The following is a 25,439-nucleotide window of genomic DNA, read 5'->3' as shown; positions in this document are numbered from 1 at the left end:
GGATCGACTACGTGAACCTGTCCCAAACTCCGATCGCAATTGCCGTGGCCACGACCCGGACCACCTGCCCTTACTGCGGCGTGGGCTGCGGCGTGTCGGCCTCGATGCAGCCGGACGGGAGCATCGGCGTCAAGGGCGACGAGCTGCATCCGGCCAACCTGGGCCGGCTGTGCGTGAAGGGTTCGGCGCTGGGCGAGACGGTCGACCTCGACGGCCGCCTGCTCCATCCCAAGATGCGCGACGGCAACGGCGCCATGCAGCGCGTCTCCTGGGATGCGGCACTGGACAGCGTGGCCGGCAAGCTGTCGGCCATCGTCGCCGAACACGGCCCGGATGCGGTGGCGCTGTATGTCTCCGGCCAGTTGCTGACCGAGGACTACTACATCGCCAACAAGCTGATGAAGGGCTACATCGGCAGCGCCAACATCGACACCAATTCGCGCCTGTGCATGTCGTCGGCGGTGGCCGGCCACAAGCGCGCCTTCGGCGAAGACCTGGTGCCGCTGGCCTATGAAGACCTGGAACTGGCCGACCTGGTGGTGCTGGTCGGCTCCAACGCGGCGTGGTGCCACCCGATCCTGTTCCAGCGCATCGCCAGGATCAAGGAAACCCGGCCGCACGCCAGGCTGGTGGTGATCGACCCGCGCCGCACCGCTACTTGCGAGCTGGCCGACCTGCACCTGCCGGTCAAGGCCGGCACCGACGTCTGGCTGTTCAACGGCCTGCTGAGCTACCTGGCGCATCGCGGCGCGCGCGACAATGCCTTTATCGAGGCCCACACCAACGGCTTCAACGAGGCGCTGGCGGTGGCCGACGCCGACTGCGCCGATCCCGCCACGGTGGCGCGCATCTGCAAGGTCGATTTAGCGGACTTGCTGGCCTTCTACGAAGCCTTCGCCGCGACCGGGAAAGTCGTCACCGGTTTCTCGATGGGCGTGAACCAGTCCTCGGCCGGCACCGACAAGGTCAACAGCATCATCAACTGCCACCTGATCACCGGCCGCATCGGCCGCCCGGGCATGGGGCCGTTTTCGATCACCGGCCAGCCCAACGCGATGGGCGGGCGCGAAGTCGGCGGCCTGGCCAACATGCTGGCCGCGCACATGGACCTGGACAACGCCGTGCACCGCGACATCGTGCAGGGCTTCTGGGCTTCGCCGCGCATCGCCGACCAGCCGGGCTACAAGGCGGTCGACCTGTTCCGCGCGATCGAGGACGGGCGCGTGAAGGCGGTCTGGGTGATGGCCACCAATCCCATGGTCAGCCTGCCGGACGCCGACCTGGTGCAGCGCGCGCTGGAGAAATGCGAACTGGTGGTGTCTTCCGACATCATCGAAAAGACCGATACCAACGCCTTGGCCCATGTGCTGCTGCCGGCGCTGGGCTGGGGCGAGAAGGATGGCACGGTCACCAACTCGGAGCGCCGCATCTCGCGCCAGCGCAGCTTCCTCTCGGCGCCGGGCGAGGCGCGGGCGGACTGGGAGATCATCTGCGACGTGGCCCGGCGCATGGGCTTCGAGGGCTTCGACTTCGACGGCCCGCATGCCATCTTCGACGAACACGCGCGCCTGTCGGCGCACCGCAACGGCGAGCCCGAGGCGGCTGCCGGCGGCGTCGCCAAGAGCCGCCGCGTATTCAGCCTGGCGGGCCTGGCCGGGATCGACAAACCACAGTACGACGCCCTGCAACCGATCCAGTGGCCGGTGCAGCGCCTGTCCGACGGCAGCGTGACCGGCGCCGCGCGCGTGCTGGAAGACCTGCGCTTCACGCATCCCGACGGCCGCGCGCGCTTCGTGGCGACCGCGCCGCGCCAGCCGGCCCACCAGACCTGCGACGCGTTCCCGCTGGTGCTCAACACCGGCCGCGTGCGCGACCACTGGCACACCATGACGCGCACCGGCAAGTCGGCCACGCTGGCCAACCATATCCCGGAATCCTTCATCGACATCCATCCGCAGGATGCGCTGCTGTACGGCGTGCGCGAAGGCGGACTGGCGCGCATTTCCAGCCGCTGGGGCGCGATGGTGGCGCGCGTGCAGCACGGCGGCGGCATTCCGCGCGGCAGCGTGTTCGTGCCGATCCACTGGAACAACCAGTCGGCCTCGGATGCGCGCGTGGGCGCGCTGGTCAACCCGGTGGTTGACCCGGTCTCGGGCGAGCCGGAGTTCAAGCACACGCCGGTGGCGATTGAGGAGTTCCGCGTCGCATGGCATGGCTTCATCCTGACCCGGCACGACCTGACGCTGGACGACATCACGCACTGGACGCGCGTGCAGGGCCGCGACTTCACGCGCTTCGAGCTGGCCGGCCGCAGCAACATCGCGGACCATGCGGCATGGGCGCGCAAGCTGCTGGGCGTGGACGATCCGGAAGCCGACTGGCTGGAATACGAAGACCGGACCGACGGCACCTACCGCGCGGTGCACCTGGTGGACGACCGCATCGACATGTGCCTTTTCATCTCGGCCCGCCCCGACCTGCCCTCGCGCTCGTGGCTGGCCGGCCTGTTCGCCAAAGAACGGCTGGAAGAAGCCGACCGCGTCGGCCTGCTGGTGGGGCAATCGATCGCCAAAGGCGCCGATGCCGGGCCGACGGTGTGTTCCTGCTTCGGCGTGGGCCGCAACACGATCTGCGACGCCATCCGCGGCAAGGGCCTGAAAGAAGTGGGCGAAGTCACCGCCTGCCTGAAAGCCGGCGGCAACTGCGGCTCATGCGTGCCGGAGATCAAGAAACTGCTGGTGGAGATCAGGGCCGTGGAGGCGGCCGAGCGGCCTGAACCTGCCGCCGCAAACATTTCCGTCGGCGCAAGTTGACCTGGATGGGAAGATGCTGCTATTATCTCGCTTCTCGGAGTGTAGCGCAGCCCGGTAGCGCACCTGGTTTGGGACCAGGGGGTCCAAGGTTCGAATCCTTGTACTCCGACCACTCATCAAAACGGGCTGTCTTGCGACAGCCCGTTTTCTTTTTTGCAATCGTTTCGACCTGCTTTCCGGCCTCATCGGAAACGTGACCGCAGAAACGGCTTGCATCTCTGCCCTTAGCTCAACCGGATAGAGCAACGGCCTTCTAAGCCGTAGGTTAGGGGTTCGATTCCCTTAGGGCAGGCCAGTTTCCCGGTATTCCCCCGCTTTCTCCCTACGTTTTCCCTTTCAAGATCAATCACTTGGATAATCGCCAGGCAAGACGCGTGCGCCGCGCTTGGCCATCCCTGGAGCCGCGCAAACGACCGGCATGGCGTTTTTGGCAATGCCTTCGCCCCCCAGGAGTGGCTGGCATTCACGCTGCGAACGCCATTTAGTACCAGTCCCATGGTCCGCCGCCGAGCATTGGTACTGCTCCCATATTCCGCTGTCGCGAACTTTGAAATGATTGCCGCTCGCCATCAGGCAAATCATTTCAAGGTAGTGAACCGTGAATATTTTTCAGAAGAAATTGCTGACCGTCGCCGTCTTATCCACTTTCGGCGGCTTGCCCTCGGTCGGTTCGGCCGCGCCGGCAGAAGCCGAGGCCGATAATCGCCTGCGCATTGAGGACGACCAATACGGCACCGCCGCCAGCGGCGTTCAGGCAGATCTGGCCGACACCACCATCGTCACCACCGGCAACGGCGCGTACGGCATCCACGAGAGAAGCGCCACGACAGTCAACGCCACGCGCGTCGCCATCAGCACTTCCGGCATCAGCGCAACCGGCGTTTATACGCAAAATACCGGCAGCAATGTGAATCTGATCGATAGCCATGTCTCTACATCGGGGACTTATGCAGCCGGCGTCCAGGCAGACACCTTTGCCGGCATGAGCATACAGAACAGCCTGATCGAGACCAGCGGCAACTTCAGTACTGGCGCCGTGGTTACTACCAATCATGCGAATATCACTGTGAACCAGTCCGATATCCGCTCCAGCGGCAACAGGAGCTACGGCCTGGCCTCCATGTACGGCAGCGTGATCAGCGCCAGCAACAGCACGGTACTGACCACCGGCGCCAACAGCACTGGGCTGTACCTCTTTAACGGCAAGATCAATCTGCAGAACACGCAGGTGCGTACCGAAGGCGCCAACGCCATTGGAGCGGGCTTGACGGGAGCCAGCACGCTCAACATCGATGGCGGCTCGCTGGTCAGCGCGCAAGGCAATGCCATCGAGATCTATGGCCTGACAGGCGCCGCAGGCCCTGCCGTCAAGCTGACGAACGGCGCGCAAGTCATCGGCGGCAGCGGTACTTTGCTGCTGGTCGGCAATGACGCGGCGCCCATCGACCTGAGCATGGATGGCGGCGTGTATGCGGAAGGCGATATCGTCTCCAAGGCCGACACTTTTTCTGCGGTGACCAATGTTTCATTGAGCAACGCCTCGCATTGGCAAGGCGCGACAGATGGCGCCGTGAAGCAATTGTCGATGTCCGGCGGCAGCCGCTGGACGATGACCAAGGATTCAACGGTAGGCGCGCTGGAGATCAACGACAGCGTGGTCGGCTTCAAATCGGACGGCGGTTTCAAGACGCTGACCGTCAGCGGCGATCTGAGCGGCAACGGCACCTTTGAAATGAATAGCGATATCGCAGCCCTGCAAGGCGACTTGCTGAAAGTGGAAGGCACGGCCAGCGGCTCGCATCAGATCCTGATGCACAACAGCGGCGGCGAACCGAGTGCCGCGGGCCAGCATCTGATGGTGGTCCAGACCGAAGGCGGCGACGCCAGGTTCAACCTGTCCAATACCGGTGGCGTGGTCGATGTCGGCACATACCAGTATTCGCTGGAAAGCGGCGATCAGGTCGGCGGACGCGGCAGCGACCAGTATCTGGTCAACACCGGGCGCATCTCCACCGCCGCCGACGCTGGAATCAATACGGCGCCGACCAGCCAGCTAACCTGGTTCACGGAAATGAATTCGCTGGCCAAACGCCTGGGCGAACTGCGTCTCGGCAAGGATGAAGGCGGGGTATGGGCCCGCACGTTTGCCAAGCAGCAAAACGTCGACAACAAGGTCGGCAGCGCTTTCGACCAGCGTCTGTACGGCACGCAGTTCGGCGCCGACACCAGCTTCAGGAAAGACAACGGCCGCTGGTATGTGGGCGGCATGGCGGGCCTGTCCAGCGGCAACCGGCATCTCTCCGGCAGCAGCACCGGCGAGACCGACAGCTACCACGTCGGCGCGTATGCGACCTGGATCGGCAATGACGGGATTTACGTGGATGTGCTGGGCAAGCTGAATCTGTTCAAGAACAGCTTCAACACCCTCAGCACCGACGGCAGCCATGTCACCGGCAGCTACAGCACGCCGGGCATCGGCATGTCGGTCGAGCTCGGCCGCCACATCGAACTGGACAAGGGCTGGTTCGTGGAACCGCAGATGCAGTTGACCACCTTGTGGATCAAGGGCAAGGATTATTCCGCCAGCAACGGCCTGCAATTCGAAGTCGATCATTCGCAATCGATCCAGACCCGTTTCGGCGCGGTCGTCGGCAAGAAGATAAAGACCGCCAACGGCAAGCTGGTCCAGCCGTATGTGAAGCTGTCCGGCGTCCATGAATTCGACGGCGTCGATCAGGTCCGCAGCAACGGCAACGCTTTCCGTTCCGACCTGGGCGGTTCTCGCGTTGAAGGCGGCTTCGGCGTGGCGGCGGAGCTAGGCCGGAACAGCCGCCTGTATGTCGACCTGGAAACCGCAAAGGGACCGAAAGTATCCGAGCCATGGGGCATCAACTTCGGATATCGCTACGCCTGGTAAGCCTTCTCCGAGCGTTTGCGCCACCGCCAGAAGCCGTCCGCATGTGACGGCTTTTTTTCATGGGCGCGCTTTTTCCCGGTGCCTCATCCGTGCCGGCCCAGCCTTTGCAAAGACGCTTGAATCAGCGCGGCCAGCTCGGGGAGCTTCGCCTGCACGGCGGGAAGGTCGCCAGCTTTGGCCTGATCTTCCAGCGCGCTGCACATGGCGACGATTGGCGCCTGCCGCTGCATCGCAAAGGCGCCTTTGATCGAATGCAACTGCTCCAGTACGATCACCGCCTCGCCGTCGGCGAGCGCCTTCCCGATACATTCCAGCGATTGCCGGCTGCTGTCTTGCAGCATCCGGTGCAATTCTTCGGACAAAGGTTCTTTGCGGTCGCCGGCGGCGTGCGCGGCGCCTGTGCCTGCCGCCGGTTGCAGCGACAGATGCTTGCGCACCGTTTTTTCTATCTCGCCCAGCGACATCGGCTTGAGCAGAATGTCGTCGATGCCGGCATCCTTGCAGCGCAGGTATTCGTCCCGTGAAGCATGCGCCGTGATTGCGATGATCGGCAGTCGGGCGCCCCGGCTGCGCAGGATTTTCGCAAAGGCATAGCCGTCCATGCCGGCCATCCCCAGGTCGGTCAATACGATGTCGTAACTGTTTTTGTCGAACAGCGCCAGTCCATCGACCGCCTTGTCCGCCAGACTGATGCTGTAGCCGAGCGTGTCCAGCTGGTCATGGATCAGGCTCAGATTGACGCGATGGTCTTCCACCACCAGCACGCGCACCGTTGCGGCCGGTTGGTCTTGCCGGCCGTCCATGCCTGCCGCTTGGGCTTTGGCGACGCCGCCATTGACCGGCGTCATGGACAGAACCATCCTCAAGCTGTCGAGCGCATAGCAAGACACGACGATGCGATGCGCTTCGCTCACCGGGGAACGCGGGCCGTCTTCCAGCACATCGATCACCCGGGCCGCCCGGGCGCGTATCCGGTCTTCATCGGCGATGCTCCAGGCGCGCGGGCCGCCGAACAAGATCAATGGCAGATGCGGCATGTCGAATCCCTTGGGGTGGGTGATCAGCGTTGTCCTGATGCCCCATGCCGCAAGATGCGGGACAATCGATGCCTGCCACTCTGGCTGCGGACAGAGCAGTACCGCCTCGGTCACCGGGCTATCCGACACTTCCGGCGCATCCGGCAATGCGCCGCCGCAGGCGACCGGGTCCGGACTGGCGGCCAACGGCAAGCGGACGGTAAAACTGCTGCCGGCGCCTTGGCGGCTGTCGACAGCGATCGTCCCCCGCATCAGGTCCGTCAACCGCTTGCACAGCGCCAGCCCCAATCCGGTTCCGCCAAACAGGCGCGTCGTCGATGCTTCCGCCTGCGTGAAAGGCTGGAACAGCTGGCGCTGCCGTGCGGGAGAAATGCCGATGCCGGTATCACTGACGCGAATCCTCAACAGGCTTCCAGCGGCGCCTTCTTCGGCGTCGACCTGGATGACGATCTTGCCCTTTTCGGTAAACTTGATCGCGTTGCTGAGCAGATTGATCAGAATTTGCCGGATACGCGTCGGGTCGCCTTCATGGCTGCGGGCAAGCGTCGGCGGTATCGCATAAAACAGGGGCAAGTCCTTGGCGTCAGCCAGCGGGATAAAGATGGCGATAACCTGTTCGATCAGGTCGAGGATATCGAAACGTATTGTTTCCAGCACCATCTGTCCCGCTTCCACTTTCGAGAAATCGAGAATATCGTTGATGATGCCCAGCAAGTCGCGCGAGGAACTGTCGACGATACGCAGGCGATCCTGCTGGCGCTCGCTCAGCGAAGTGCGTCCGAGCAATTCCAGATTGCCGAGAATGCCGTTGAGCGGAGTGCGGATTTCATGGCTCATCGTTGCCAGAAAAGCCGATTTGGCATGGTTCGCCGCATCGGCGGCGGCGCGCGCTTCCTGCAGTTTTTGTTCCAACTCCTTGCGGGCCGTGATATCGGAGAAACTGCATAACAATACCTCCTCGCCCTGGTATTTGCTTCTGGCCAGATTCACCAACAAATGGCCGACGTTGCCGTCGGCCAGCGTGATCGCCAGATCGTGGCCGTCGAGCGGAATATCGCTGCCGCGGCTGTCGTTGCGCACATTGCGATACAGCGCAAGAAATTGCTGCGGCAAGGGGGAAACGCCATTGTCGCTGGATTGCAATACCCCGTTTTGCAGCAGCACCGCGCCATCGCGCAAAGACAGCAAGCACAGTCCGACCGGCGCCGTCGCGATGATGGTGCGATTCAGGCTTTCGCTTTCGAATACTCTCTCCGAGCGTTGCAGCAGCGGCGCGAATATTTTTCTGTCGAAGAAAAAAATCAGGATCCACAGCAGCGCCAGCAGCAGCAAGGTGCCGCCGGCATAGCCCATGATGAAAGGGCCGCGCGCGGCGAGGATGGTGCGCCATGAATAGGCATAGGCCAATATCCAGCCGGTGTCCGACAGGGGTTCGCTGATGGTGAAGCTGCCGTCGTGGTAGAGGTAGTCGGTGCTGTCCAGATTGGCGGCCCAGGTCCCGGCGTCCAGCACTTTTTTTGTCAGGCCGGGGTCGATCGGTTTGTTGTACCAGGTATTCAGGATCAATTTCCCCTGGCGATCGACAATCATGAAATTGCCGTCATAGGGATCTTCATGCAGCCGCTTGAGCAAGATATCGGACGGCAAATCGCTGACAAAAATGGCGAACGGCCGGTCGCCGTCGAAGGCCGGCTGCACCAGCTTGAACACGTTTTCGCCGGTGAATGGATCGGGAGCCGCGGGCAGCCAGGTGACGAAGCGGGTCCTATGCAGGAAATCGAGGAACGCGGGGTCTTGCAGATTGCCGATGTCGGGCGTGACCTTGGCGATCAGCTCGGCCGTGTCGCGCGCGCCGAGCGTGGCAAGCGGGTCGCCGGTTTTCGGCGCCGGCATGATCGACAGGTAACGCTGTCCGGCGTCGATGAAATAGCCGGAAAACGCCCGTTCTCTTTGTTGCGCGCTGGCGGTCACGGTGTATGCCTGCGCTTCGGTAAACGACAGCATTTCCGCGAAAGACTGCGGCGGATGCGTCGCCGAGATGGCGCCCAATGCCAGTTGCGGATTGACCTTGCTGTTGGCCTGCACCAGCAGGCGCCCATGATTGCGGCCGAACTCCTCCGCCAGATGGCTGTTCCGCATGAACGGCGTGCGCCAGATTATTTCGGCATTGATGATGCCGCGCCGCATCGCCGCTTGCTTGGTTTCGATTTCCAGCAACAGCAGCGTCTTGTTGGCCTGATAAACCGAGCGTCCGTCGGCGATGTAGTTCTGGATATTGATCCAGACCGCCAGGACGCTGGCGGCCAGCAGCGCAAGCGTCAGCACGATGCCGCCGCCCCATAGCAAACTGCGCTGATATCGGCTCAGCAGCGTAATTTCACTGAACTTCTTGAGGGTGGCGACGACTTTGCTGCTTTGTGCAAACAAGGCCGATTTATGATCCGATTTATGGTCCGGAGCTGTCATGTACCTGGATGAAGAATATTGTCGTTATGGACATGCCGAAACATGGTGAATGAGGCCTTCGACAATAAAAACCGTGATTTTTTTCAAGAACCGTACCAGTCCCATGCGGCCCCGCCTGTTTTCGTATTTGCATTATTATCCGCAAAGTATAGGGGCGATATAGTGGCGGCCATGCCTTCCTGCGGCAAAACAACGTGCAAACATGCAACACCGGGAGGCGCCGGATGAAACGGAATCCGCGAACAAGATAGCGCCGCTGTCGGCACGCCCCTCCCTGTTGATGAAATGAGTTCTGCCGTCATGCATCAATGACATGAATCGGTTTATATTTGCATCGGTTGATACTTGCTCCTCCCTGCGCATAAGGAAGCAATGCGGATAGGATGAGCAAGCGCACAATCCGCAAAACAAGGGCATCGGTGCTTGAAAAATAATACAGGGATAAGAATGAAGGAATTTTCAGTACGTCTCGTCATTGCGGATGACCACCCGGCCGTACTGGTAGGCACCCAACACATACTGGGCTCGGCCGGCACAATTACGGTATTGGGCGCTGCCAGGAATTCAACCGAGCTGATCGCTTTGCTCGATAGCCAGGCCTGCGATGTGCTGGTGACCGACTATGCGATGCCGGGCGGCGAATACGGCGACGGCATCGCCCTGTTCGACTTTCTCGGGAGACGCTATCCGGCACTGAAACTCATCGTGATGACGATGATGGACAACCCCGCCGTGCTGCGCACCCTGATGGCGCATGGCGTGCGCTGCATTCTGAGCAAATCGGACGATCCTTCGCATTTGATCCCGGCGGTGCATGTCGCTTTTTCAGATGGCACGTATTTTTCGCCGAGCATCGCGGAGATGATGCAGCATCCCGGAGAAAAAGAATCGTTGGCGCGGCCGGACCTGACCGCGCGCGAGCTCGACATCGTGCGCCTGTATGTCTCGGGACTGACCGTCAATGAAATCGCGGAACGGCTGCATCGCAGCAAGCAAACCGTCAGTTCCCAGAAAAGCAGCGCAATGAAAAAACTCGGCATAGAACGCGATGCCGATTTGTTCAAATACGCGATAGAAACCGGCTTGCTGTCGTCATCGGCGCCGCCTGCGCCCTGACCCCGAGCCTTGAGCTAGCCTTGGGGGCTCGCCATGGTGGATGTTGCAGGCGTATTTCCATCGCCTTCAACAGGCTGAACTACGCGGCGTTCTCCGCCTTGGCGTAGATGTCCGGCCGCGAGATGTGCCACACAAAATCGCCGCGGGCAATCGCCTCGAAACCGCAGCGCGCATACAGCCATGGCGCCGAGGATGTGGTCAGCATGACCCGCCTGAGCTTGAGCAGCGTGGGATGCTGGTTGCACGATTCGATCAGCCAGCGCCCCAGCCCGTGCCCCCGCTGCCCGTCGACGACGAACACATCGCACAGATAACCGAAGGTCGCATGATCGGTCACGACGCGCGCGAAACCGACCTGCTGGCTGCCGCGGTACATGCCGAAGCACAGGCTGTTGGCGATCGATGTGCGCACGGTATCGATGCCGATGCCGGCGGCCCATGTCGAATGGGTCAGCACGTCGTGCACCAGGGGGATGTTCAGGCGGCCCGGATCGGTATCGATGACAAGATCGTCGCGGCGCCAGATGAGGTGTTCGCTCATATTATTTATATTCCTTTGCACTAAGTTTTTGCGATGGAAACTGATCAGCTTCCAATGCGAGGCATTGGCCTTCATCATGCCACAGCACTTGGCTGCAGCGCAGCAGTTGCTATAAAGGAAATGTGCCTACCCCAAGCCGGAGGCCTTGAAACATCGCTTGCAATCCCGTTACACCTGCCCGCGCCATCCTGGACGACCATAGGCTTGCCGTGCGTGCACGCAGTTTGATGTTTGTGCGTACAGTACAAAAGACAGGAGGATGATATGAACAAGAAGACTCTGGCCTGGGCAACCTGCCTGGTGTTTTCACTGGTATCGGGCATGCCCGCGGTACAAGCGCAATCCGCTTACTCCGCCTACCCGCCCGCGTCGGCAAGCTACACGCAAGAACAACTGGACCAGATGCTGGCGCCGGTGGCGCTGTATCCCGACTCCCTGCTGGGGCAGGTGCTGATGGCGTCCACCTATCCGCTGGAAGTGGTGCAGGCGCAGCGCTTCGTCGAAGCCCGCCCCGGCTTGCAAGGCGATGAGCTGGCGCGTTCCGTGGCCCCCATGCCCTGGGATCCCAGTGTGAAGTCGCTGGTGCAGTTCCCGTCCGTGCTGGCGATGATGAACGATCGCCTGGACTGGATGCAGCAACTGGGCCAGGCCTTCCTCTCGCAGCAGGCAGCAGTGATGGACACCGTGCAAGACCTGCGCGAGCGCGCGCAAGTGGCCGGCTCGCTGCAGACCAATCCGCAGCAGCGCGTACTGGTGGATGACAACGTGATCGTCATCGAGCCTGCCGATCCACAAGTCGTCTATGTGCCCTACTACAACCCGGTGGTGGTGTATGGCAGCTGGTGGTGGCCGTCGAACCCGCCGGTGTACTGGGCTCCGCCGCCGCGCTATCGCCCGCCCCACTACAATCCGGGCGTGACGGTCGGCATCGCGTTTGGCGGCGGCATCGGCATTGGCGTGATGCGCTCGGCTTTCGGCGAGGCGCGTCCGGACTGGCGCCATCGGCAGATGATGGTGACCCAGACGCGCATCACCGATATCAACAACAATCATGTGACCAACAATGTCACGGTGAACCGCAATGTGACAGTCAACCAGCGGCCGGTGGTGTGGCGCCACGACGCCCGCTATGACAGCCCGCGCGCCCAGCAGCGGCCGAATTCCCTGCCTCCCGATGGTACCCGTGCGCAGCAAGCGCAACCTGCGCCACAGCAGCCGCGCCCCGAGTTTGGCAACCGCCCGGATCGCCCCGCCATGCCGCCCGCGGCCAACCCGCAGCAGCGCGTCATCCAGGAAGACCAGGCCCGCCAGCGCCAGGTGCGCGAACAACAGGCCAACCAGACGCGGGAAATCCAGGCGCAGCAACGGCAACGGGAACAACAGGCGCAAGAGCAGCAGCGCCAGCGTGAACAGCAAGCCAATAACCAGCAGCGCCAGCGGGAACAGCAGGCGCAGCAATACCAGGGGCAGCAACAGGCGCGTGAACAGCAGCGTGAACAGCAACGCCAGGCCCAGCAAGTCCGTCAGCAACAGGAGCAGGTGCGTCGGGAGCCACAGGCCCGGCCGCAGCCACAGCAGCGCGAACAACGCGCCCCCGAACGCCGGGTTGAGGAACGGCGCGACGATAGATAAGCGGGAACCGCGTTCCGATAGCGCAACAAAGCCGGCCGGGGCGGCATTTCCGGCCGGCAAAGATAGGTCCGGGCCTCCTGGATAAGCTATAATCACGCTCTTTCCAGAGCTTTCCGAACATGCTGCGCCGGCCATTGACGGCGGCGCACGCAAGGCCAGTCAAGGGTTGGATTTTCCAGCCCTTTTTTCATTGGCCGCCGATCGGGAAGCGCGGCGCCGGGCAGCCGTTTTTCGTTTCCCCGGCGCCCCGACCTGAACCGACAGATCCGACATGCAAGAACCAAGCAACGACATCATCGGCGCCGACACGGCCGCCGCAGCCAACGAGGGCGGCAACCGCAAGGTATCGACCGAACTGATCGCGCGCGAAGTGAAGCGCCGCCGCACCTTCGGCATCATCTCCCACCCTGACGCGGGCAAGACCACGCTGACCGAAAAGCTGCTGCTGTTCTCGGGCGCGATCCAGCTGGCGGGCACCGTCAAGGCGCGCAAGAGCGGCCGCCATGCGACCTCGGACTGGATGGAGATCGAAAAGCAGCGCGGCATCTCGGTGGCCAGCTCGGTGATGCAGTTCGAATACCGCGACCACGTGGTGAACCTGCTCGATACCCCGGGCCACCAGGACTTCTCGGAAGATACCTACCGCGTGCTGACCGCGGTCGACTCGGCGCTGATGGTGATCGACGCGGCCAAGGGCGTGGAAGAGCAGACCATCAAGCTGCTCAACGTCTGCCGCATGCGCAATACGCCCATCATCACTTTCATGAACAAGATGGACCGCGAAACGCGCGATCCGCTGGAGTTGCTCGATGAGCTGGAGTCGGTGCTGAAGATCCAGTGCGCGCCGGTAACCTGGCCGATCGGCATGGGCAAGAATTTCCGTGGCGTGTACCACCTGCTGCGCGACGAGATCATGCTGTTCAAGGCCGGCGAGGAACGCGCCGACGGCAATGTCGAGATCATCAAGGGCATCGACAATCCCAAGCTGGTCGAGATGTTCCCGCTGGAAATCGAGCAACTGAAAATGGAAGTCGAGCTGGTGCATGGCGCATCGCATCCGTTCAACCTGGACGACTTCCTGGCCGGCATCCAGACCCCGGTGTTCTTCGGCTCCGCGATCAACAACTTCGGCGTGCGCGAGATCCTCAATGCGCTGCTGGACTGGGCCCCGGCCCCGGGCGGGCGCGACGCCACCGTGCGCAGCGTGGTGCCGACCGAAGAACCGTTCTCGGGCTTCGTGTTCAAGATCCAGGCCAATATGGATCCGGCGCACCGCGACCGCATCGCCTTCCTGCGCGTATGCTCGGGCCGCTTCGAACGCGGCATGAAACTCAAGCACCTGCGCCTGAACCGCGATATCAAGGTGTCTTCGGTGGTGACCTTCATGGCGTCCAGCCGCGAACAGGTGGAAGAAGCGTATGCCGGCGACATCATCGGCCTGCCCAACCACGGCAACATGCAGATCGGCGACAGTTTCTCCGAAGGCGAGATGCTGCAGTTCACCGGCATCCCCTACTTCGCGCCGGATTTCTTCCGCGTGGCGCGCATCCGCAATCCGCTCAAGATCAAGCAATTGCACAAGGGCCTGCAGCAGTTGGGCGAAGAAGGCGCGGTGCAGGTGTTCAAGCCGGTCACCGGCAGCGACCTGATCCTGGGCGCGGTCGGCGTGCTGCAGTTCGAAGTGGTGGCCAGCCGCCTGTTGAACGAATACGGCGTCGATGCGGTGTTCGAAGGCACCAGCATCAGCAGCGCGCGCTGGATCACCTGCGACGACAAGAAGAAACTGGCCGACTTCGAGAAATCCTCGGCCGGCGCCAACCTGGCCATCGATGCCGCCGGCAACCTGGCCTACCTGGCCAGCTCGGGCGTGAACCTGCGCCTGACGCAGGAACGCTGGCCCGAAGTCGTGTTCCATGCGACGCGGGAGCATGCGGCCAAGCTGGACTGAACGGCCCTTACTACGCTGCCGCACTTACAAAAAACGCCCGGCCAGGTTGTTGCCTGCTGGGCGTTTTTCATTTTCAGTTAAGGCTCATTCTGAACGGCTCACCACAGAATCCGTTCGGGCTGAACAGGCCCGCCAGGGCCGTATCGAAGCCAGCGTGTCAGCGTTGGCGCTCTTGCCTGCCCTTCGATACGCTGCTGCGCAGCTACTCAGGGCGAACGGAGTCTGGACTGCACCAACAAAAATGCCGTTCAGCATTTAACTGAACGGCATCAGGCGCAAGGCCGGTTTCTTGCTACAGCGGTTTGCGACGACTTACTTGGCGGCGTTCTTGTACGCTTCGACGCCGGCCAGGATTTCTTCACGCGCCGCTTCCGGGCCTTCCCAGCCGTCGACCTTGACCCACTTGCCCTTTTCCAGGTCCTTGTAGTGCTCGAAGAAGTGCTTGATCTGGCTCAGGCGCAGTTCGTTCATGTCTTCCGGCTTTTGCCAGTGGGTGTAGATCGGCAGGATCTTGTCGACCGGCACGGCCAGCAGCTTGGCGTCGACGCCGGACTCGTCGGTCATCTTGAGCACGCCGATCGGGCGGCAACGCACCACCACGCCCGGGAACAGCGGGAACGGGGTGATCACCAGCACGTCCACCGGGTCGCCGTCTTGCGACAGGGTCTGGGGGATGTAGCCGTAGTTGCACGGGTAATGCATCGCCGTGCCCATGAAACGGTCGACGAAGATCGCGCCGGTGTCCTTGTCCACTTCGTACTTGATCGGGTCGGCGTTCATCGGGATCTCGACGATCACGTTGAAGTCATTCGGCAGGTCGCGGCCGGCGGGAACGTTGTTCAGGCTCATGGGGATTTCTCGCTAAAGGGGAAAGAAAACGGAAAGCGGGCTTCTGGATTGGCGAATACACCGCCGAAATACGCAGAAAACGGCAATTATAGCGGCTTTCTGTTCGAATTCAGGCCCGAACCGACAGGAAAAGCCAGCACATCAACGCATTGGCGCACTATGCCGGCAACAACTTACGCCGGCATGACGCCGCGGTGACGCCAAAGGCCAAAGAAAAGGCGGAAGGGCCGTGGCCGCTTCCGCCTTTGTCCTCAACCTGCAATGACCGCGGTCAGCGGATCGCCGTCGCCAGCGCGCACTGCTTGTAATGCGCCGCCGCCTGTTCGGACTGGTCCAGCGCCTCGTGCAGTTGCGCCAGCGCCAGGTGCGATTCGCGCACGGTGCGCGGCTCGATGGCGTCCGACAGCGCCTGCTCCAGATGGCGCTGGGCCTTGCCCCACAGCTTCTGGCGCAGGCAGAACATGCCCAGCGTCAGCGCCAGTTCGGCATCGGTCGGGTTCTTGGCCAGCCAGGATTCGCAATGCTCGATCTGCGCCAGCAATGCCGCCGAACCGGCTTCGGCGGTCGACTCGCGGTAGGCGCGCAGCAGGCGGATATCCCAATCGGCGGCCAGGGCGCGCTCCAGCAAGGCGCGCGCCTCATCGTGCAGGCCGCGGCTGGAGAAGGCATGGGCCGCGCGCGCGGCGATGAAGGGCTTCAGCTTGTCGGCGTTGGGCACGTCCGCCCACAGCAGGCGGATCGATTCGGCATCGTGCGAACGATCCGACAGCAAGGCATCGTAAGACATTTCGCGCAGGCGGTTGGACAGGGCCGGATGCAGCGCATTGCGCTTGTCCAGCGTCTGCACCAGGCGCAGCACTTCGGTCCAGTTCTTGGCTTGCTGGTTGGCCTTGAGCGCCCATTGCAGGGCCTGGATGTGGCGCGTGCCGTTGGCGTTGAGCTCTTCCACGGTGTCCAGCGCCTGCTTGAACTGATGCTCGTCCACTTGCAATTCAAGCGCGGTCATCAGGCGCGCCGCCTTGAGCGTGGGATCGACCTCGGTGCTGGCCAGCCAGATGTCGCGGCGGTCGGCCTGGCGCATGCGGTGCGCGGCGCGGGCGCCGATCAGGGCCGAGATGCCGGCGTTTTCCAGCAGCTCGGAAGCGCGGGTGGCGGATTTTTCAGCCTGGCCGAAACGGCCTTCGAAGTAGGCTTTGAGGGCATCGCGCAGGGCCTTGTTGCTTTCGTTTTCACGCTTGGCGCGGCGGTAGGCGATCACGCGGCCGGGCAGTTTCTGGGTCAGGCGCACGGCGCGGATGACCACGTAGATCGCCAGGAACAGCGCCAGCACCAGGAAGATGAAGAAGTTCAGCGAGAGATCCAGGCGGTACGGCGGGTAGAACAGCACCACGTTGCCCGGATTGAAGCGCGCCAGCACGGCCAGGCCGATGGCGGACGCGAACAGGGTGAGAAGCCAGAGCAGTATTTTCATATCGCTATTCCGTCATCCGCTCAGCGACGGGCTTTGTAGTTGCGCACCGCATTGAGGCTTTCGGCCAGCGAGGGCATCTGGATGGACAGGTTGCTGCCCTGTACTTGCTTGAGCAAGGCCTGCGTCGTCTGCACCTGCTTGGCGCGGGTGTCGAAATACTTGGCGATGTTGTCCTGGGCCGCCGACAGGTCGTTGCGGAAGGCGAACTCGTTGCGCGAGAGCAGCGCCAGGCGCGCGTTGAGCAGGCGCAGCTTCAGGTTCTCGCGCACGAAGTAGGCCTGGCCCGGCGACAGCAGGATCGCATCCGGCGTCTGCACTTCGCGGATGCGCACCAGTTGCTTCAACTCGGCCCACATCTCGGTGCTCATGCTCTGCCATGTGTCTTGCGCGCCGGCCAGCCATTGCGACCAGGCCGATGGCTCGGCGGCGGCGACAGCCGCCTTGCCGTCCTTGCCCGCCTTGCCGTTGGCGGCCTTGGCCGGCTTGATCGGCTGCGGCAGCACGCGCTTGGGTTCGGTGGCCGACTCGACCGGCTTTTCATCCACCAGCAGCGGCATGTTGTCGACCTGGCCGATGGCGCTGTCCAGGCGCACGGCGATGCCGGCGATGTCCACGGTCGGCAATGCCTTGAGGCGGTCGATGTCGCGCGCGATGGCGCGGCGGATGGCGATGAATTGCGGCTTGTCGGAACGCGACAGGTTCTTGTCGGCATTCTGCAAGGCGATCAGCGCGCCCTGCACGTTGCCGGCCAGCTCCAGTTGCTGGTCGGCGGTGGACAGCACGTCCTCGATCTCGGAGAGCGCCCAGTCGTCGCGGTTCTTGTTCAGGTCCTGGTACATCTGTTCCAGGGCCAGTTGCTGGCTTTGCGACTCGGCCTGCTTGCTGTCGAGCACGCTGACCTTGGCCTGCAGTTCCTTGGTGTTTTCCTGCACCGCCTTGAGCACGCCCTTGACCTCGTTATTGGTGTTGTCGCCGCTCTGCAGGCGCTGCGCGACCTCGTTGCGCAAGCTGCGCAGCTCGGTATGCGACATCCACCATTGCGCGGCCAACGCGGCGATGACCAGCAACAGCAGCACGCTCAGGAGGCGCATCCTCCTGCGCAATGCCGCGCTGCCATCCGGCGCGGATGAAAAATAGGGGGAGCTCGCAGGGCTGGTGTAACTCGCCTCCGGCTTGGTCTCCGGCAGATGGGGCTCGGGTGTGGATTGCTGTTCGTTCATGGGCTGGATTGTAACGCGGCAAGTAGTCGTTCGTCGCCCGAACCGGTCAGGGTGACGCTGCAAAAACCCAATGACTGGGCGGTCTGCGCGATCCTGTGGTGCGAAACGAAGATTCTCTGTCGTTGCAGTTTTACCACACGAGCATCGCCTCCGGCTAGTCTTGCCATCTCAAGCAAATTGCGCAATGCCTCGGAACTGGTGATGATCCAGTCGGCGCCGGCATCGGCCAGCGCCAGCAATTGCGCCCGGTTGCCCGCATCCAGCGGCGGCATGAGACGGCGATAGGCGGTGACGTAGTCGACCGCGATGCCCTGCCCTCGCAAGGCCTCGCCGAGGAAATCGCGCCCGGCCTGGCCGCGCACGATCAATGCGCGCTTGCCGCGCAACTGCGCCAGCGGCAGCGCCTTGAGCAATTCCTCGGAATCCATCTTGTCGGTGCGCTGCGGGCCGAAGATGACGGCATTGCCGCCATCGATGCCATGCGCGCGCAAGGCCGCGCGGCTGCCTTCGCCGACGATGCCGATCGCCACTGGCCGCGGCCACTGCGGGCGCAGGCGCAATGCCGCGTCGATGGCGTTGGGGCTGACGAACACCGCCAGGGCGAACGCCTCCAGCCGGCCGAGCGCGGCCTGCAGTTCGGCCGTGTCTTCAACCGGTTCAATGGCCAGCAAGGGAAAGATTTCAACCCGGCGCCCCAGCGCTTCGACCTGAGCGGCCAAGGCCGTCGCCTGCTGCAGCGGCCGCGTGACAACAACTGGCACCGCTGCGACCGGCACAGCCACGGATGGATCAGGACGGTTCGGCATCGGCCTGCGCCTTGCAGGCCGCGAGAATGGCATCGGCATCCTTGGCCTTGAGCAATCCTGCAACCTGCTCGCCCAATGCCTCGGGCGCGTTGACGGAACCCTCGGCTTCGGCCGCAGCGATGCGGCTGCCGTCGGGCGTGGCGATCATGGCGCGCAAATGCAGGCGCGCGCCGTCAACGACGGCGTAGGCCGCCAGCGGAATCTGGCAACTGGCGCCGAAGATGCGCGACACCGAGCGCTCGGCGGCCGAGGCCACGGCGGCGGTATCGTCATGCAGCGGCGCCAGGAAGCGTTTGAGATCGTCGCGGCCGGCCGGGATCTCGATGGCCAGCGTGCCCTGGCCCGGCGACGGCAGGCTTTGTTCGGGATCGAGGTAGGCGCGGATGCGCTGCTTCAGGCCGAGGCGGTTCAGGCCGGCCACGGCCAGGATGATGCCGGCGTAGTCGCCGCGGTCGAGCTTGGAAAGGCGCGTATCGAGGTTGCCGCGCAGCGGCTTGACCACCAGTTGCGGATAGCGCGCGGCGATCATGGCCTGGCGGCGCAGGCTGCTGGTGCCGACGACGGCGCCGGCCGGCAGCGCGTCCAGCGCGGCGAAGTTGTTGGAGACGAAGGCGTCGCGCGGGTCTTCGCGCTCCAGGATGGCCGCCAGCTCGAAACCTTCCGGCAACTCCATCGGCATGTCCTTGAGGCAATGCACGGCGAGGTCGGCGCGCCCTTCGGCCATCGCCACCTCCAGCTCCTTGACGAACAGGCCCTTGCCGCCGACCTTGGACAGCGTGCGGTCGAGAATCTGGTCGCCGCGCGTGGTGGTGCCGAGGATACTGATGCTGCACTGCGGATATAATGTTTTGATCCGGTCGCGCACGTATTCGGCCTGCCACATGGCAAGGCGGCTTTCACGGGACACGATGACGACGTTCGAAGGAGGAAATTCTTTCAAGGCGGGCTTTCCAATTCAGTCGTGGCACCCGCGGCAGAGGCGGCAGGGCGAAGCAGGCGACCGGCGATCACAGACTGAAATTCAAATTTAAATACATAAAAACATCGAGGCAAATTCTAGCACGCAGCAATCACGCAGCATTCCGGCAGTTCGATCCACAAGCACGACTTTCTCCCTTGAAAACCGCAGCAATCGTCGATCATGGCAACTACAAATCAAACTAAACGCAGTGCCCGCTCCGCCCCATCTACCACCCGTTCCGGCAACCCCAAAGCCGCCACCGCCGCCAAACCCGCCCGCAGCACCGATAAGGACGCGCCGCTGAAAGAGGACATCCGCCTCCTGGGCCGCCTGCTCGGCGAAGTGGTGCGCGAACAGGAAGGCGACGAGGTCTTCGACGTGGTCGAAACCATTCGCCAGACCGCCGTGCGCTTTCGCCGCGAATCCGACGCCAAGGCCGGCGCCGAGCTCGACAAGTTGCTCAAGAAGCTCACCCGCGACCAGACCAATTCCGTGGTGCGCGCCTTCTCGTATTTTTCGCACCTGGCCAATATCGCCGAAGACCAGCACCACAACCGCCGCCGCCGCGCGCACTTGCTGGCCGGTTCGGCGCCGCAGCCCGGCAGCGTGGCCTATGCGCTCTCGCGGCTGGACGATACCGGCGTTTCCGGCGCGCAGGTGCGCTCTTTCCTGAAGGATGCGCTGGTCTCGCCGGTGCTGACCGCCCACCCCACCGAAGTGCAGCGCAAGAGCATTCTCGATGCCGAGCACGAGATCGCGCGCCTGGTGGCCGAGCGCGACAGCCCGCTCACGCCCAAGGAGCTGCGCCACAATACCGAACTGCTGCGCGCGCGCATCGCCACGCTGTGGCAGACGCGCATGCTGCGCTATACCAAGCTGACGGTGGCCGATGAAATCGAAAACGCCCTGTCCTACTACCGCATCACCTTCCTGCGCGAACTGCCGGCGCTGTACGACGACATCGAAGGCGAGATCGACAGCCAGTTCCCCTCGCGCACCAAGCGCGCCGTCGCCGAACTGCCGCCTTACCTGCAGATGGGCAGCTGGATTGGCGGCGACCGCGACGGCAACCCCAACGTCAATGCCGGCACCATGCAGCATGCGTTGAAGCGCCAGTCCGCCACCATCTTCGACTACTACCTGGAAGAAGTGCACACGCTGGGCGCCGAACTGTCGATCTCGACCCTGATGGTGGATGCCAGCCCGGAACTGCTGGCGCTGGCCGCGGCCTCGCCCGACCATTCCGACCACCGCGCCGACGAACCCTACCGCCGCGCGCTGATCGGCGTGTATGCGCGCCTGGCGGCCACCGCCCGCGCGCTGGGCGTGGTCAACATCCTGCGCCAGGAAGTGGGCGCCGCCGCGCCTTACGGCGCACCGGCCGAATGCGCGGCCGAGCTGGATGTGCTGGTCGCCTCGCTGCAGGCCAACCATGGCGCCGCGCTGGTCAAGCCGCGCCTGGCCGGCTTGAAGCGCGCGGTGGAAATCTTCGGTTTCCACCTGGCCACGCTGGACATGCGCCAGAGCTCCGACATCCACGAGCGCGTGCTGGCCGAGCTGTTCGCCAAGGCCCAGGTCGAAAGCGACTACGCGGGCCTGGCCGAAGAGCGCAAGGTGGCGCTGCTGCTGGGCGAACTGGGCAAGCCGCGCCTGCTGTACTCGCCCTACCTGCAATACGCCGACGAAACCGATTCCGAGCTGGCCATCCTGCGCACCGCGCGCGAAATCCGCCGCCGCTATGGCGAGCGCGCCATCCGCAACTACATCATCTCGCACACCGAGACCCTGTCCGACTTGCTGGAAGTGCTGCTGCTGCAAAAGGAAACCGGCCTCCTGCACATCGAAGGCAACCAGTTGAAGGAACTGGAGCTGATGGTGATCCCGCTGTTCGAGACCATTCCCGACCTGCGCTGCGCGGCCGACATCATGCGCGGCTGGCTGACGCTGCCGCAGGTCAAGCCGCTCATCGCCCGCCAGGGCAAGCTGCAGGAAGTCATGCTGGGCTATTCGGACTCCAACAAGGATGGCGGTTTCCTGACCTCCAACTGGGAGCTGTACAAGGCCGAGAATCAACTGGTGGCGCTGTTCAATGAAGCCGGCGTCAAGCTGCGCCTGTTCCACGGCCGCGGCGGCACCGTCGGCCGCGGCGGCGGCCCCAGCTACCAGGCCATCCTGGCGCAGCCGCCGGGCACCGTGAACGGCCAGATCCGCCTGACCGAACAGGGCGAAATCATCGCCTCCAAGTTTTCCAACCCGGAAATCGGGCGCCGCAACCTGGAACTGCTGGTCGCGGCCACGCTGGAAGCCAGCCTGATGCCGCAGGCCACCGATGCCAAGGAAACCCGCAAGCTGGCCGAGTACGAACGCGTGATGGAAGAGCTTTCCGAACGCGCCTACCGCGCCTACCGCAACCTGGTCTACGAAACGCCCGGCTTCACCGACTACTTCTTCGCGGCCACGCCGATCGCCGAGATCGCCCAGCTCAACATCGGCTCGCGCCCGGCCTCGCGCAAGGCCACCCAGCGCATCGAAGACCTGCGCGCCATTCCCTGGGGCTTCTCATGGGGCCAGTGCCGCCTGCTGTTGCCGGGCTGGTACGGCTTCGGCAGCGCGGTCTCGGGCTGGCTGACCGCTGCCGGCAACGCCAAGGAAAGCGCCCGCCGCCTGGCCACGCTGCGCGGGATGTGCAAGCAATGGCCGTTCTTCGCCGCCCTGCTGTCCAACATGGACATGGTGCTGTCCAAGACCGACCTCGCCGTGGCGTCGCGCTATGCCGGGCTGGTGGCCGACCGCAAGCTGCGCAACGCCATCTTCGGGCGCATCGCCGATGAACATGAACGCACCAGCGCCATGCTCAGCACCATCACCGGCAGCAAGGAACGCCTGACCGCCAACCCGCTGCTGGCGCGCTCGATCAAGAACCGCTTCGCCTATCTCGACCCGCTCAACCACCTGCAGGTCGAACTGATCAAGCGCTACCGCACCACCGCCGCCGCCGGCCGGGCACCGGAAGAACGCGTGCAGCGCGGCATCCACCTGACCATCAACGGCGTCGCCGCCGGCTTGCGCAATACCGGCTGATCGTCGTCCCTCCGGCATGGCCGGCCAGCAACGGCTGGCCATGCCGCGCTTCCCCTCCCCGCTTTTCCCGTACCGGTCCATGACGGGCCGGTACGAACCTTCCTGTTCCGGCAACCTTCCCCGCCCGCCTGGAAAAAGATGGAACGCTCCGTCTCAAGAACTGCGTTTCCTTGCCGTTAACGTTTGGTCAGGGTGGTATCTGGCAGCCGGGCAACTGTGTTGCGCCTGCCGTACAGCTGGGAGGTTTCCATGCGCCGGATCAGTTTTTTGCGGCAAAAGGATCTGCCGCGACCTCAGCGCCGCCCGCCAATTTTGTAAAATGGAATTTCATCAAGTTTCAACCGCAGCTGTCGCAGCCGGGATGTTGGCCTTATCGAAAAACCAACATCCACGGCGCGTGGAGACAAGCCGAGAACGGCGGCGCGGGCATCGACACGAGGAATCACACAACATGCGTATCCGGGGAAAATCTCTCGTCTCGTTTTGCGTCGGCGCTCTCTTTTTCGCAGCCACGCCCATGTTCGCCCAGACCGCGCCCAATGCCGCGTCGTCTGCGCCGCTGGTCGCCGAACGCGTCTCGCTGACCAGCGTCGACGGCAAAGGCGGCAAAGCCACCGCGCTGTATGGCGTGTGGATCAAGGCGCGCAAATCGCTGCTCACGGACAAACAGGGCAAGTCCCCGACCGTGATCGCCCTGCATGGCTGCGGCGGCCTGTACAGCATGATCCGCGACGGCAAGGGCGAATTCACGCCGCGCCACCTGGCCATGGCGCGCGTGCTCAGCGATGCCGGCTACAACGTGCTGTTCCCGGACAGCTTCACGCCGCGCGGCCGGCGCTCGATCTGCCAGGACAATGCCGCCCAGCGCGAAGCCAGCGTCATGAACCGGCGTTACGATGTGCAGGCGGCGCTGCACTGGGTCACCTCTCAACCTGATGTCGACATGTCGCGCGTGGCGCTGCTGGGCTGGTCGCATGGCGCCAGCACCGTGCTGGCCGCAATGAACCTGGCCGACACGGATGTGGCCGTGCGCAAGGTGCAGCCGCGCGCCGCGGTCGCTTTCTACCCGAACTGCCAGCCCTACGCCAAGCCCGGCACGCCGTTCAAGCCGGCCGCGCCGCTGCTGATCCTGATGGGGGAGAACGACGACTGGACGCCGCCCCAGGCTTGCGAAGCGATGGAAAAGAAGATGGAAGGCAGCGACACCGAAGTCGCCTTGCGCCTGTATCCGGACACCTACCATGACTTCGATGCGCCGGGCCTGCCGGTTCATGTGCGCATGGACATCAACGGCATCGGCAAACCCGGCTCGGGCGTGACCAGCGGCAGCAATCCGGACGCGCGCGCGATGGCCTACCGGTCGATGCTGAACTTCCTCGAAGTCAAGCTCAACTAAGAACCTATTTACGATCCCGTCTGAGGTTGTCGGGTCGTCGCCGCACCGCCATGCGACGCCTGGAAAAAAAAATGCCGGCACATTTTTGTGTGCCGGCATTTTTGTTGCGCGACGATGCGCGCGTCAGTTGATCAATTCCTGCATGCCCTCGCCCAGCTCTGCCAGCGGCGGCATTTCCTCGGTGAAGGTTTCCAGCGTCAGGCCCAGTTTCCCGGCCACTTCAGCCGGGAAGGTCAACGCCGTCTCATCGGCCGAATACTGGTTCTCTTCGGCGCGGGCGCGCCAGGCGGCCAGGTGCACGATGGCGGCGAACTGGTCGAACTTGCCTTCCAGCGGCTGCGGGAAGGCCTTGATCACTTGCGAGAATTCATCCGGGAAGCGCCAGCGCTTGGCCAGCTCGGCGCCGACGTCGGAAAAATCGTAGCCGAAGGACTTGCGCTCCACATCCAGGCGGCGCGCATCCAGCGGCCCCGCGACCTTGTCCACCTGCAGCGCCTGCTCCGGCATGCCTGCATGCATCACCAATTGGCCGATGGCGTGCATCAGGCCGACGGTGAAGGCGAAATCGGAATTGGCCTTGACCCGCTTGGCCAGCCATTTGGCAACGATGGCGGTGTCCAGGCTATAGCGCCAGAACAGCTTCAGGTCCACCCCCGGCAGCTTCTTGAAGCTGCCGGCCATGCCGGTGGACACCACCAGCGTGCGCACGGTCATGAAACCCAGCATCAGCACCGCATCCTCGACAGTGCCGATGGTGCGCGAGACATGGTAGTAGGATGAATTGGCCAGGCGCAGGATCTTGGCGCTGAGCACCTGGTCTGCCGTCAGTTTCTTGCCGATCTCTTCGATGGAGACGGATTCGTTGTTGAAGCTTTCGATGACTTCCTGCACCACCTTGGGAATGCTGGGCAATGCGGTTTGCTGCTGGAACAGTGCTTCCAGGTTCATGACCATGTCTCCTAGAACTCATTTCATCAATAGGCGTGAGTGCGAGCTTATCCCGTTTGGGATGAAGTGCAAGGCGCGAAGTTGGGTCAAGACTGGACGTCTTGACCCAACTTCGTAACGCAGCAATTCGCCCAAACGGGCCGCTCCCTTCGGGTTCTGCTCAGAAAGGGCGCTGGCCGCGTTGCGCTCCTTGCGTGTGGCACCGCCACACGACGCGTCGCGCGCCTTGCCAGCGCC

At 63.3% G+C, this 25,439-nt stretch carries 16 protein-coding genes and 2 tRNA genes; 9 read left to right on the top strand and 9 right to left on the bottom strand.

Features of this window, described 5'->3' with window-relative positions; genetic code table 11:
* Positions 1-11: 11 nt before the first annotated feature.
* The 4 genes from AC07N6_RS05330 (at position 12) to AC07N6_RS05315 (ending at position 5,730) form a co-directional block, all read left to right on the top strand.
* Positions 12-2,813, top strand: a complete 2,802-nt coding sequence (locus tag AC07N6_RS05330; RefSeq protein WP_494779287.1) for a molybdopterin-dependent oxidoreductase — start codon at positions 12-14, stop codon at positions 2,811-2,813.
* Positions 2,814-2,848: 35 nt separating this feature from the next.
* Positions 2,849-2,925, top strand: a tRNA-Pro gene (locus AC07N6_RS05325).
* Positions 2,926-3,031: 106 nt separating this feature from the next.
* Positions 3,032-3,108: transfer RNA gene (locus AC07N6_RS05320), tRNA-Arg, on the top strand.
* Positions 3,109-3,411: 303 nt separating this feature from the next.
* Positions 3,412-5,730: an autotransporter outer membrane beta-barrel domain-containing protein gene (locus AC07N6_RS05315; protein ID WP_494779286.1), complete on the top strand. Its 2,319-nt coding sequence runs from the start codon at positions 3,412-3,414 to the stop codon at positions 5,728-5,730.
* Positions 5,731-5,813: 83 nt separating this feature from the next.
* Here the strand turns inward: AC07N6_RS05315 and AC07N6_RS05310 are convergent, their stop codons facing one another.
* Positions 5,814-9,194, bottom strand: coding sequence for an ATP-binding protein (locus AC07N6_RS05310; RefSeq protein WP_494779285.1), 3,381 nt, complete (start codon positions 9,192-9,194; stop codon positions 5,814-5,816).
* A gap of 462 nt (positions 9,195-9,656) precedes the next feature.
* On the opposite strand from AC07N6_RS05310, the gene AC07N6_RS05305 reads away from it, so the two are divergent.
* Positions 9,657-10,349 (top strand): response regulator, encoded by a 693-nt coding sequence (locus AC07N6_RS05305; protein WP_494779284.1) that lies wholly within the window; start codon positions 9,657-9,659, stop codon positions 10,347-10,349.
* A gap of 79 nt (positions 10,350-10,428) precedes the next feature.
* Here the strand turns inward: AC07N6_RS05305 and AC07N6_RS05300 are convergent, their stop codons facing one another.
* The gene (locus AC07N6_RS05300; RefSeq protein ID WP_494779283.1) at positions 10,429-10,890 is read right to left on the bottom strand and encodes a GNAT family N-acetyltransferase; all 462 of its coding nucleotides are present in this window, start codon (positions 10,888-10,890) and stop codon (positions 10,429-10,431) included.
* Positions 10,891-11,154: 264 nt separating this feature from the next.
* Here AC07N6_RS05300 and AC07N6_RS05295 point away from each other — a divergent pair, with 264 nt between their 5' ends.
* Positions 11,155-12,522, top strand: coding sequence for a DUF3300 domain-containing protein (locus AC07N6_RS05295; RefSeq protein WP_494779282.1), 1,368 nt, complete (start codon positions 11,155-11,157; stop codon positions 12,520-12,522).
* Between the two features lie 271 nt (positions 12,523-12,793).
* Positions 12,794-14,470, top strand: coding sequence for a peptide chain release factor 3 (locus AC07N6_RS05290; RefSeq protein WP_494779281.1), 1,677 nt, complete (start codon positions 12,794-12,796; stop codon positions 14,468-14,470).
* Positions 14,471-14,782: 312 nt separating this feature from the next.
* On the opposite strand, the gene ppa is transcribed toward AC07N6_RS05290, so the two are convergent.
* From ppa to hemC, 5 genes are all read right to left on the bottom strand, one after another.
* Positions 14,783-15,319 (bottom strand): inorganic diphosphatase, encoded by a 537-nt coding sequence (ppa, locus tag AC07N6_RS05285; RefSeq protein WP_494779280.1) that lies wholly within the window; start codon positions 15,317-15,319, stop codon positions 14,783-14,785.
* Between the two features lie 271 nt (positions 15,320-15,590).
* On the bottom strand, positions 15,591-16,790 hold the full coding sequence (locus AC07N6_RS05280; RefSeq protein WP_494779279.1) for a heme biosynthesis protein HemY: 1,200 nt from the start codon (positions 16,788-16,790) through the stop codon (positions 15,591-15,593).
* 20 nt (positions 16,791-16,810) lie between these two features.
* On the bottom strand, positions 16,811-18,010 hold the full coding sequence (locus tag AC07N6_RS05275) for a uroporphyrinogen-III C-methyltransferase (RefSeq protein WP_494779278.1): 1,200 nt from the start codon (positions 18,008-18,010) through the stop codon (positions 16,811-16,813).
* Positions 18,007-18,816: a uroporphyrinogen-III synthase gene (locus tag AC07N6_RS05270; RefSeq protein WP_494779277.1), complete on the bottom strand. Its 810-nt coding sequence runs from the start codon at positions 18,814-18,816 to the stop codon at positions 18,007-18,009. The genes AC07N6_RS05275 and AC07N6_RS05270 overlap by 4 nt, the downstream gene beginning before the upstream one ends.
* The gene (gene hemC / locus AC07N6_RS05265; protein WP_494779276.1) at positions 18,800-19,756 is read right to left on the bottom strand and encodes a hydroxymethylbilane synthase; all 957 of its coding nucleotides are present in this window, start codon (positions 19,754-19,756) and stop codon (positions 18,800-18,802) included. The genes AC07N6_RS05270 and hemC overlap by 17 nt, the downstream gene beginning before the upstream one ends.
* A 201-nt stretch (positions 19,757-19,957) precedes the next feature.
* On the opposite strand from hemC, the gene ppc reads away from it, so the two are divergent.
* Both ppc and AC07N6_RS05255 read left to right on the top strand, forming a co-directional pair.
* On the top strand, positions 19,958-22,858 hold the full coding sequence (gene ppc / locus AC07N6_RS05260; protein ID WP_494779275.1) for a phosphoenolpyruvate carboxylase: 2,901 nt from the start codon (positions 19,958-19,960) through the stop codon (positions 22,856-22,858).
* A 517-nt stretch (positions 22,859-23,375) separates the two neighbouring features.
* Positions 23,376-24,254, top strand: coding sequence for a dienelactone hydrolase family protein (locus tag AC07N6_RS05255; RefSeq protein WP_494779274.1), 879 nt, complete (start codon positions 23,376-23,378; stop codon positions 24,252-24,254).
* Positions 24,255-24,377: 123 nt separating this feature from the next.
* Here AC07N6_RS05255 and AC07N6_RS05250 read toward each other — a convergent pair whose 3' ends face one another.
* Together AC07N6_RS05250 and AC07N6_RS05245 are read right to left on the bottom strand one after the other, a co-directional pair.
* Entirely contained in the window at positions 24,378-25,202 is an 825-nt protein-coding gene (locus AC07N6_RS05250; RefSeq protein WP_494779273.1) for an HDOD domain-containing protein, read from the bottom strand.
* 18 nt (positions 25,203-25,220) lie between these two features.
* Positions 25,221-25,439, bottom strand: a 219-nt coding sequence (locus AC07N6_RS05245) for a hypothetical protein (RefSeq protein WP_494779272.1), incomplete at its 5' end; no start/stop codon positions are given.

It is taken from the genome of Herbaspirillum sp. GW821-FHT09A12 (assembly GCF_059418325.1).
The sequence above is the reverse complement of the archived record's forward strand: the minus strand, read 5'-3'. Positions and strand labels throughout refer to the sequence as shown.

Coding starts and splice junctions, on each gene's coding strand:
- AC07N6_RS05290 (WP_494779281.1), top strand. CDS start 12,794: ATGCAAGAACCAAGCAACGACATCATCGGCGCCGACACGGCCGCCGCA.
- AC07N6_RS05275 (WP_494779278.1), bottom strand. CDS start 18,010: ATGAACGAACAGCAATCCACACCCGAGCCCCATCTGCCGGAGACCAAG.
- ppa (WP_494779280.1), bottom strand. CDS start 15,319: ATGAGCCTGAACAACGTTCCCGCCGGCCGCGACCTGCCGAATGACTTC.
- AC07N6_RS05255 (WP_494779274.1), top strand. CDS start 23,376: ATGTTCGCCCAGACCGCGCCCAATGCCGCGTCGTCTGCGCCGCTGGTC.
- AC07N6_RS05270 (WP_494779277.1), bottom strand. CDS start 18,816: ATGCCGAACCGTCCTGATCCATCCGTGGCTGTGCCGGTCGCAGCGGTG.
- AC07N6_RS05295 (WP_494779282.1), top strand. CDS start 11,155: ATGAACAAGAAGACTCTGGCCTGGGCAACCTGCCTGGTGTTTTCACTG.
- AC07N6_RS05280 (WP_494779279.1), bottom strand. CDS start 16,790: ATGAAAATACTGCTCTGGCTTCTCACCCTGTTCGCGTCCGCCATCGGC.
- AC07N6_RS05250 (WP_494779273.1), bottom strand. CDS start 25,202: ATGAACCTGGAAGCACTGTTCCAGCAGCAAACCGCATTGCCCAGCATT.
- ppc (WP_494779275.1), top strand. CDS start 19,958: ATGGCAACTACAAATCAAACTAAACGCAGTGCCCGCTCCGCCCCATCT.
- AC07N6_RS05300 (WP_494779283.1), bottom strand. CDS start 10,890: ATGAGCGAACACCTCATCTGGCGCCGCGACGATCTTGTCATCGATACC.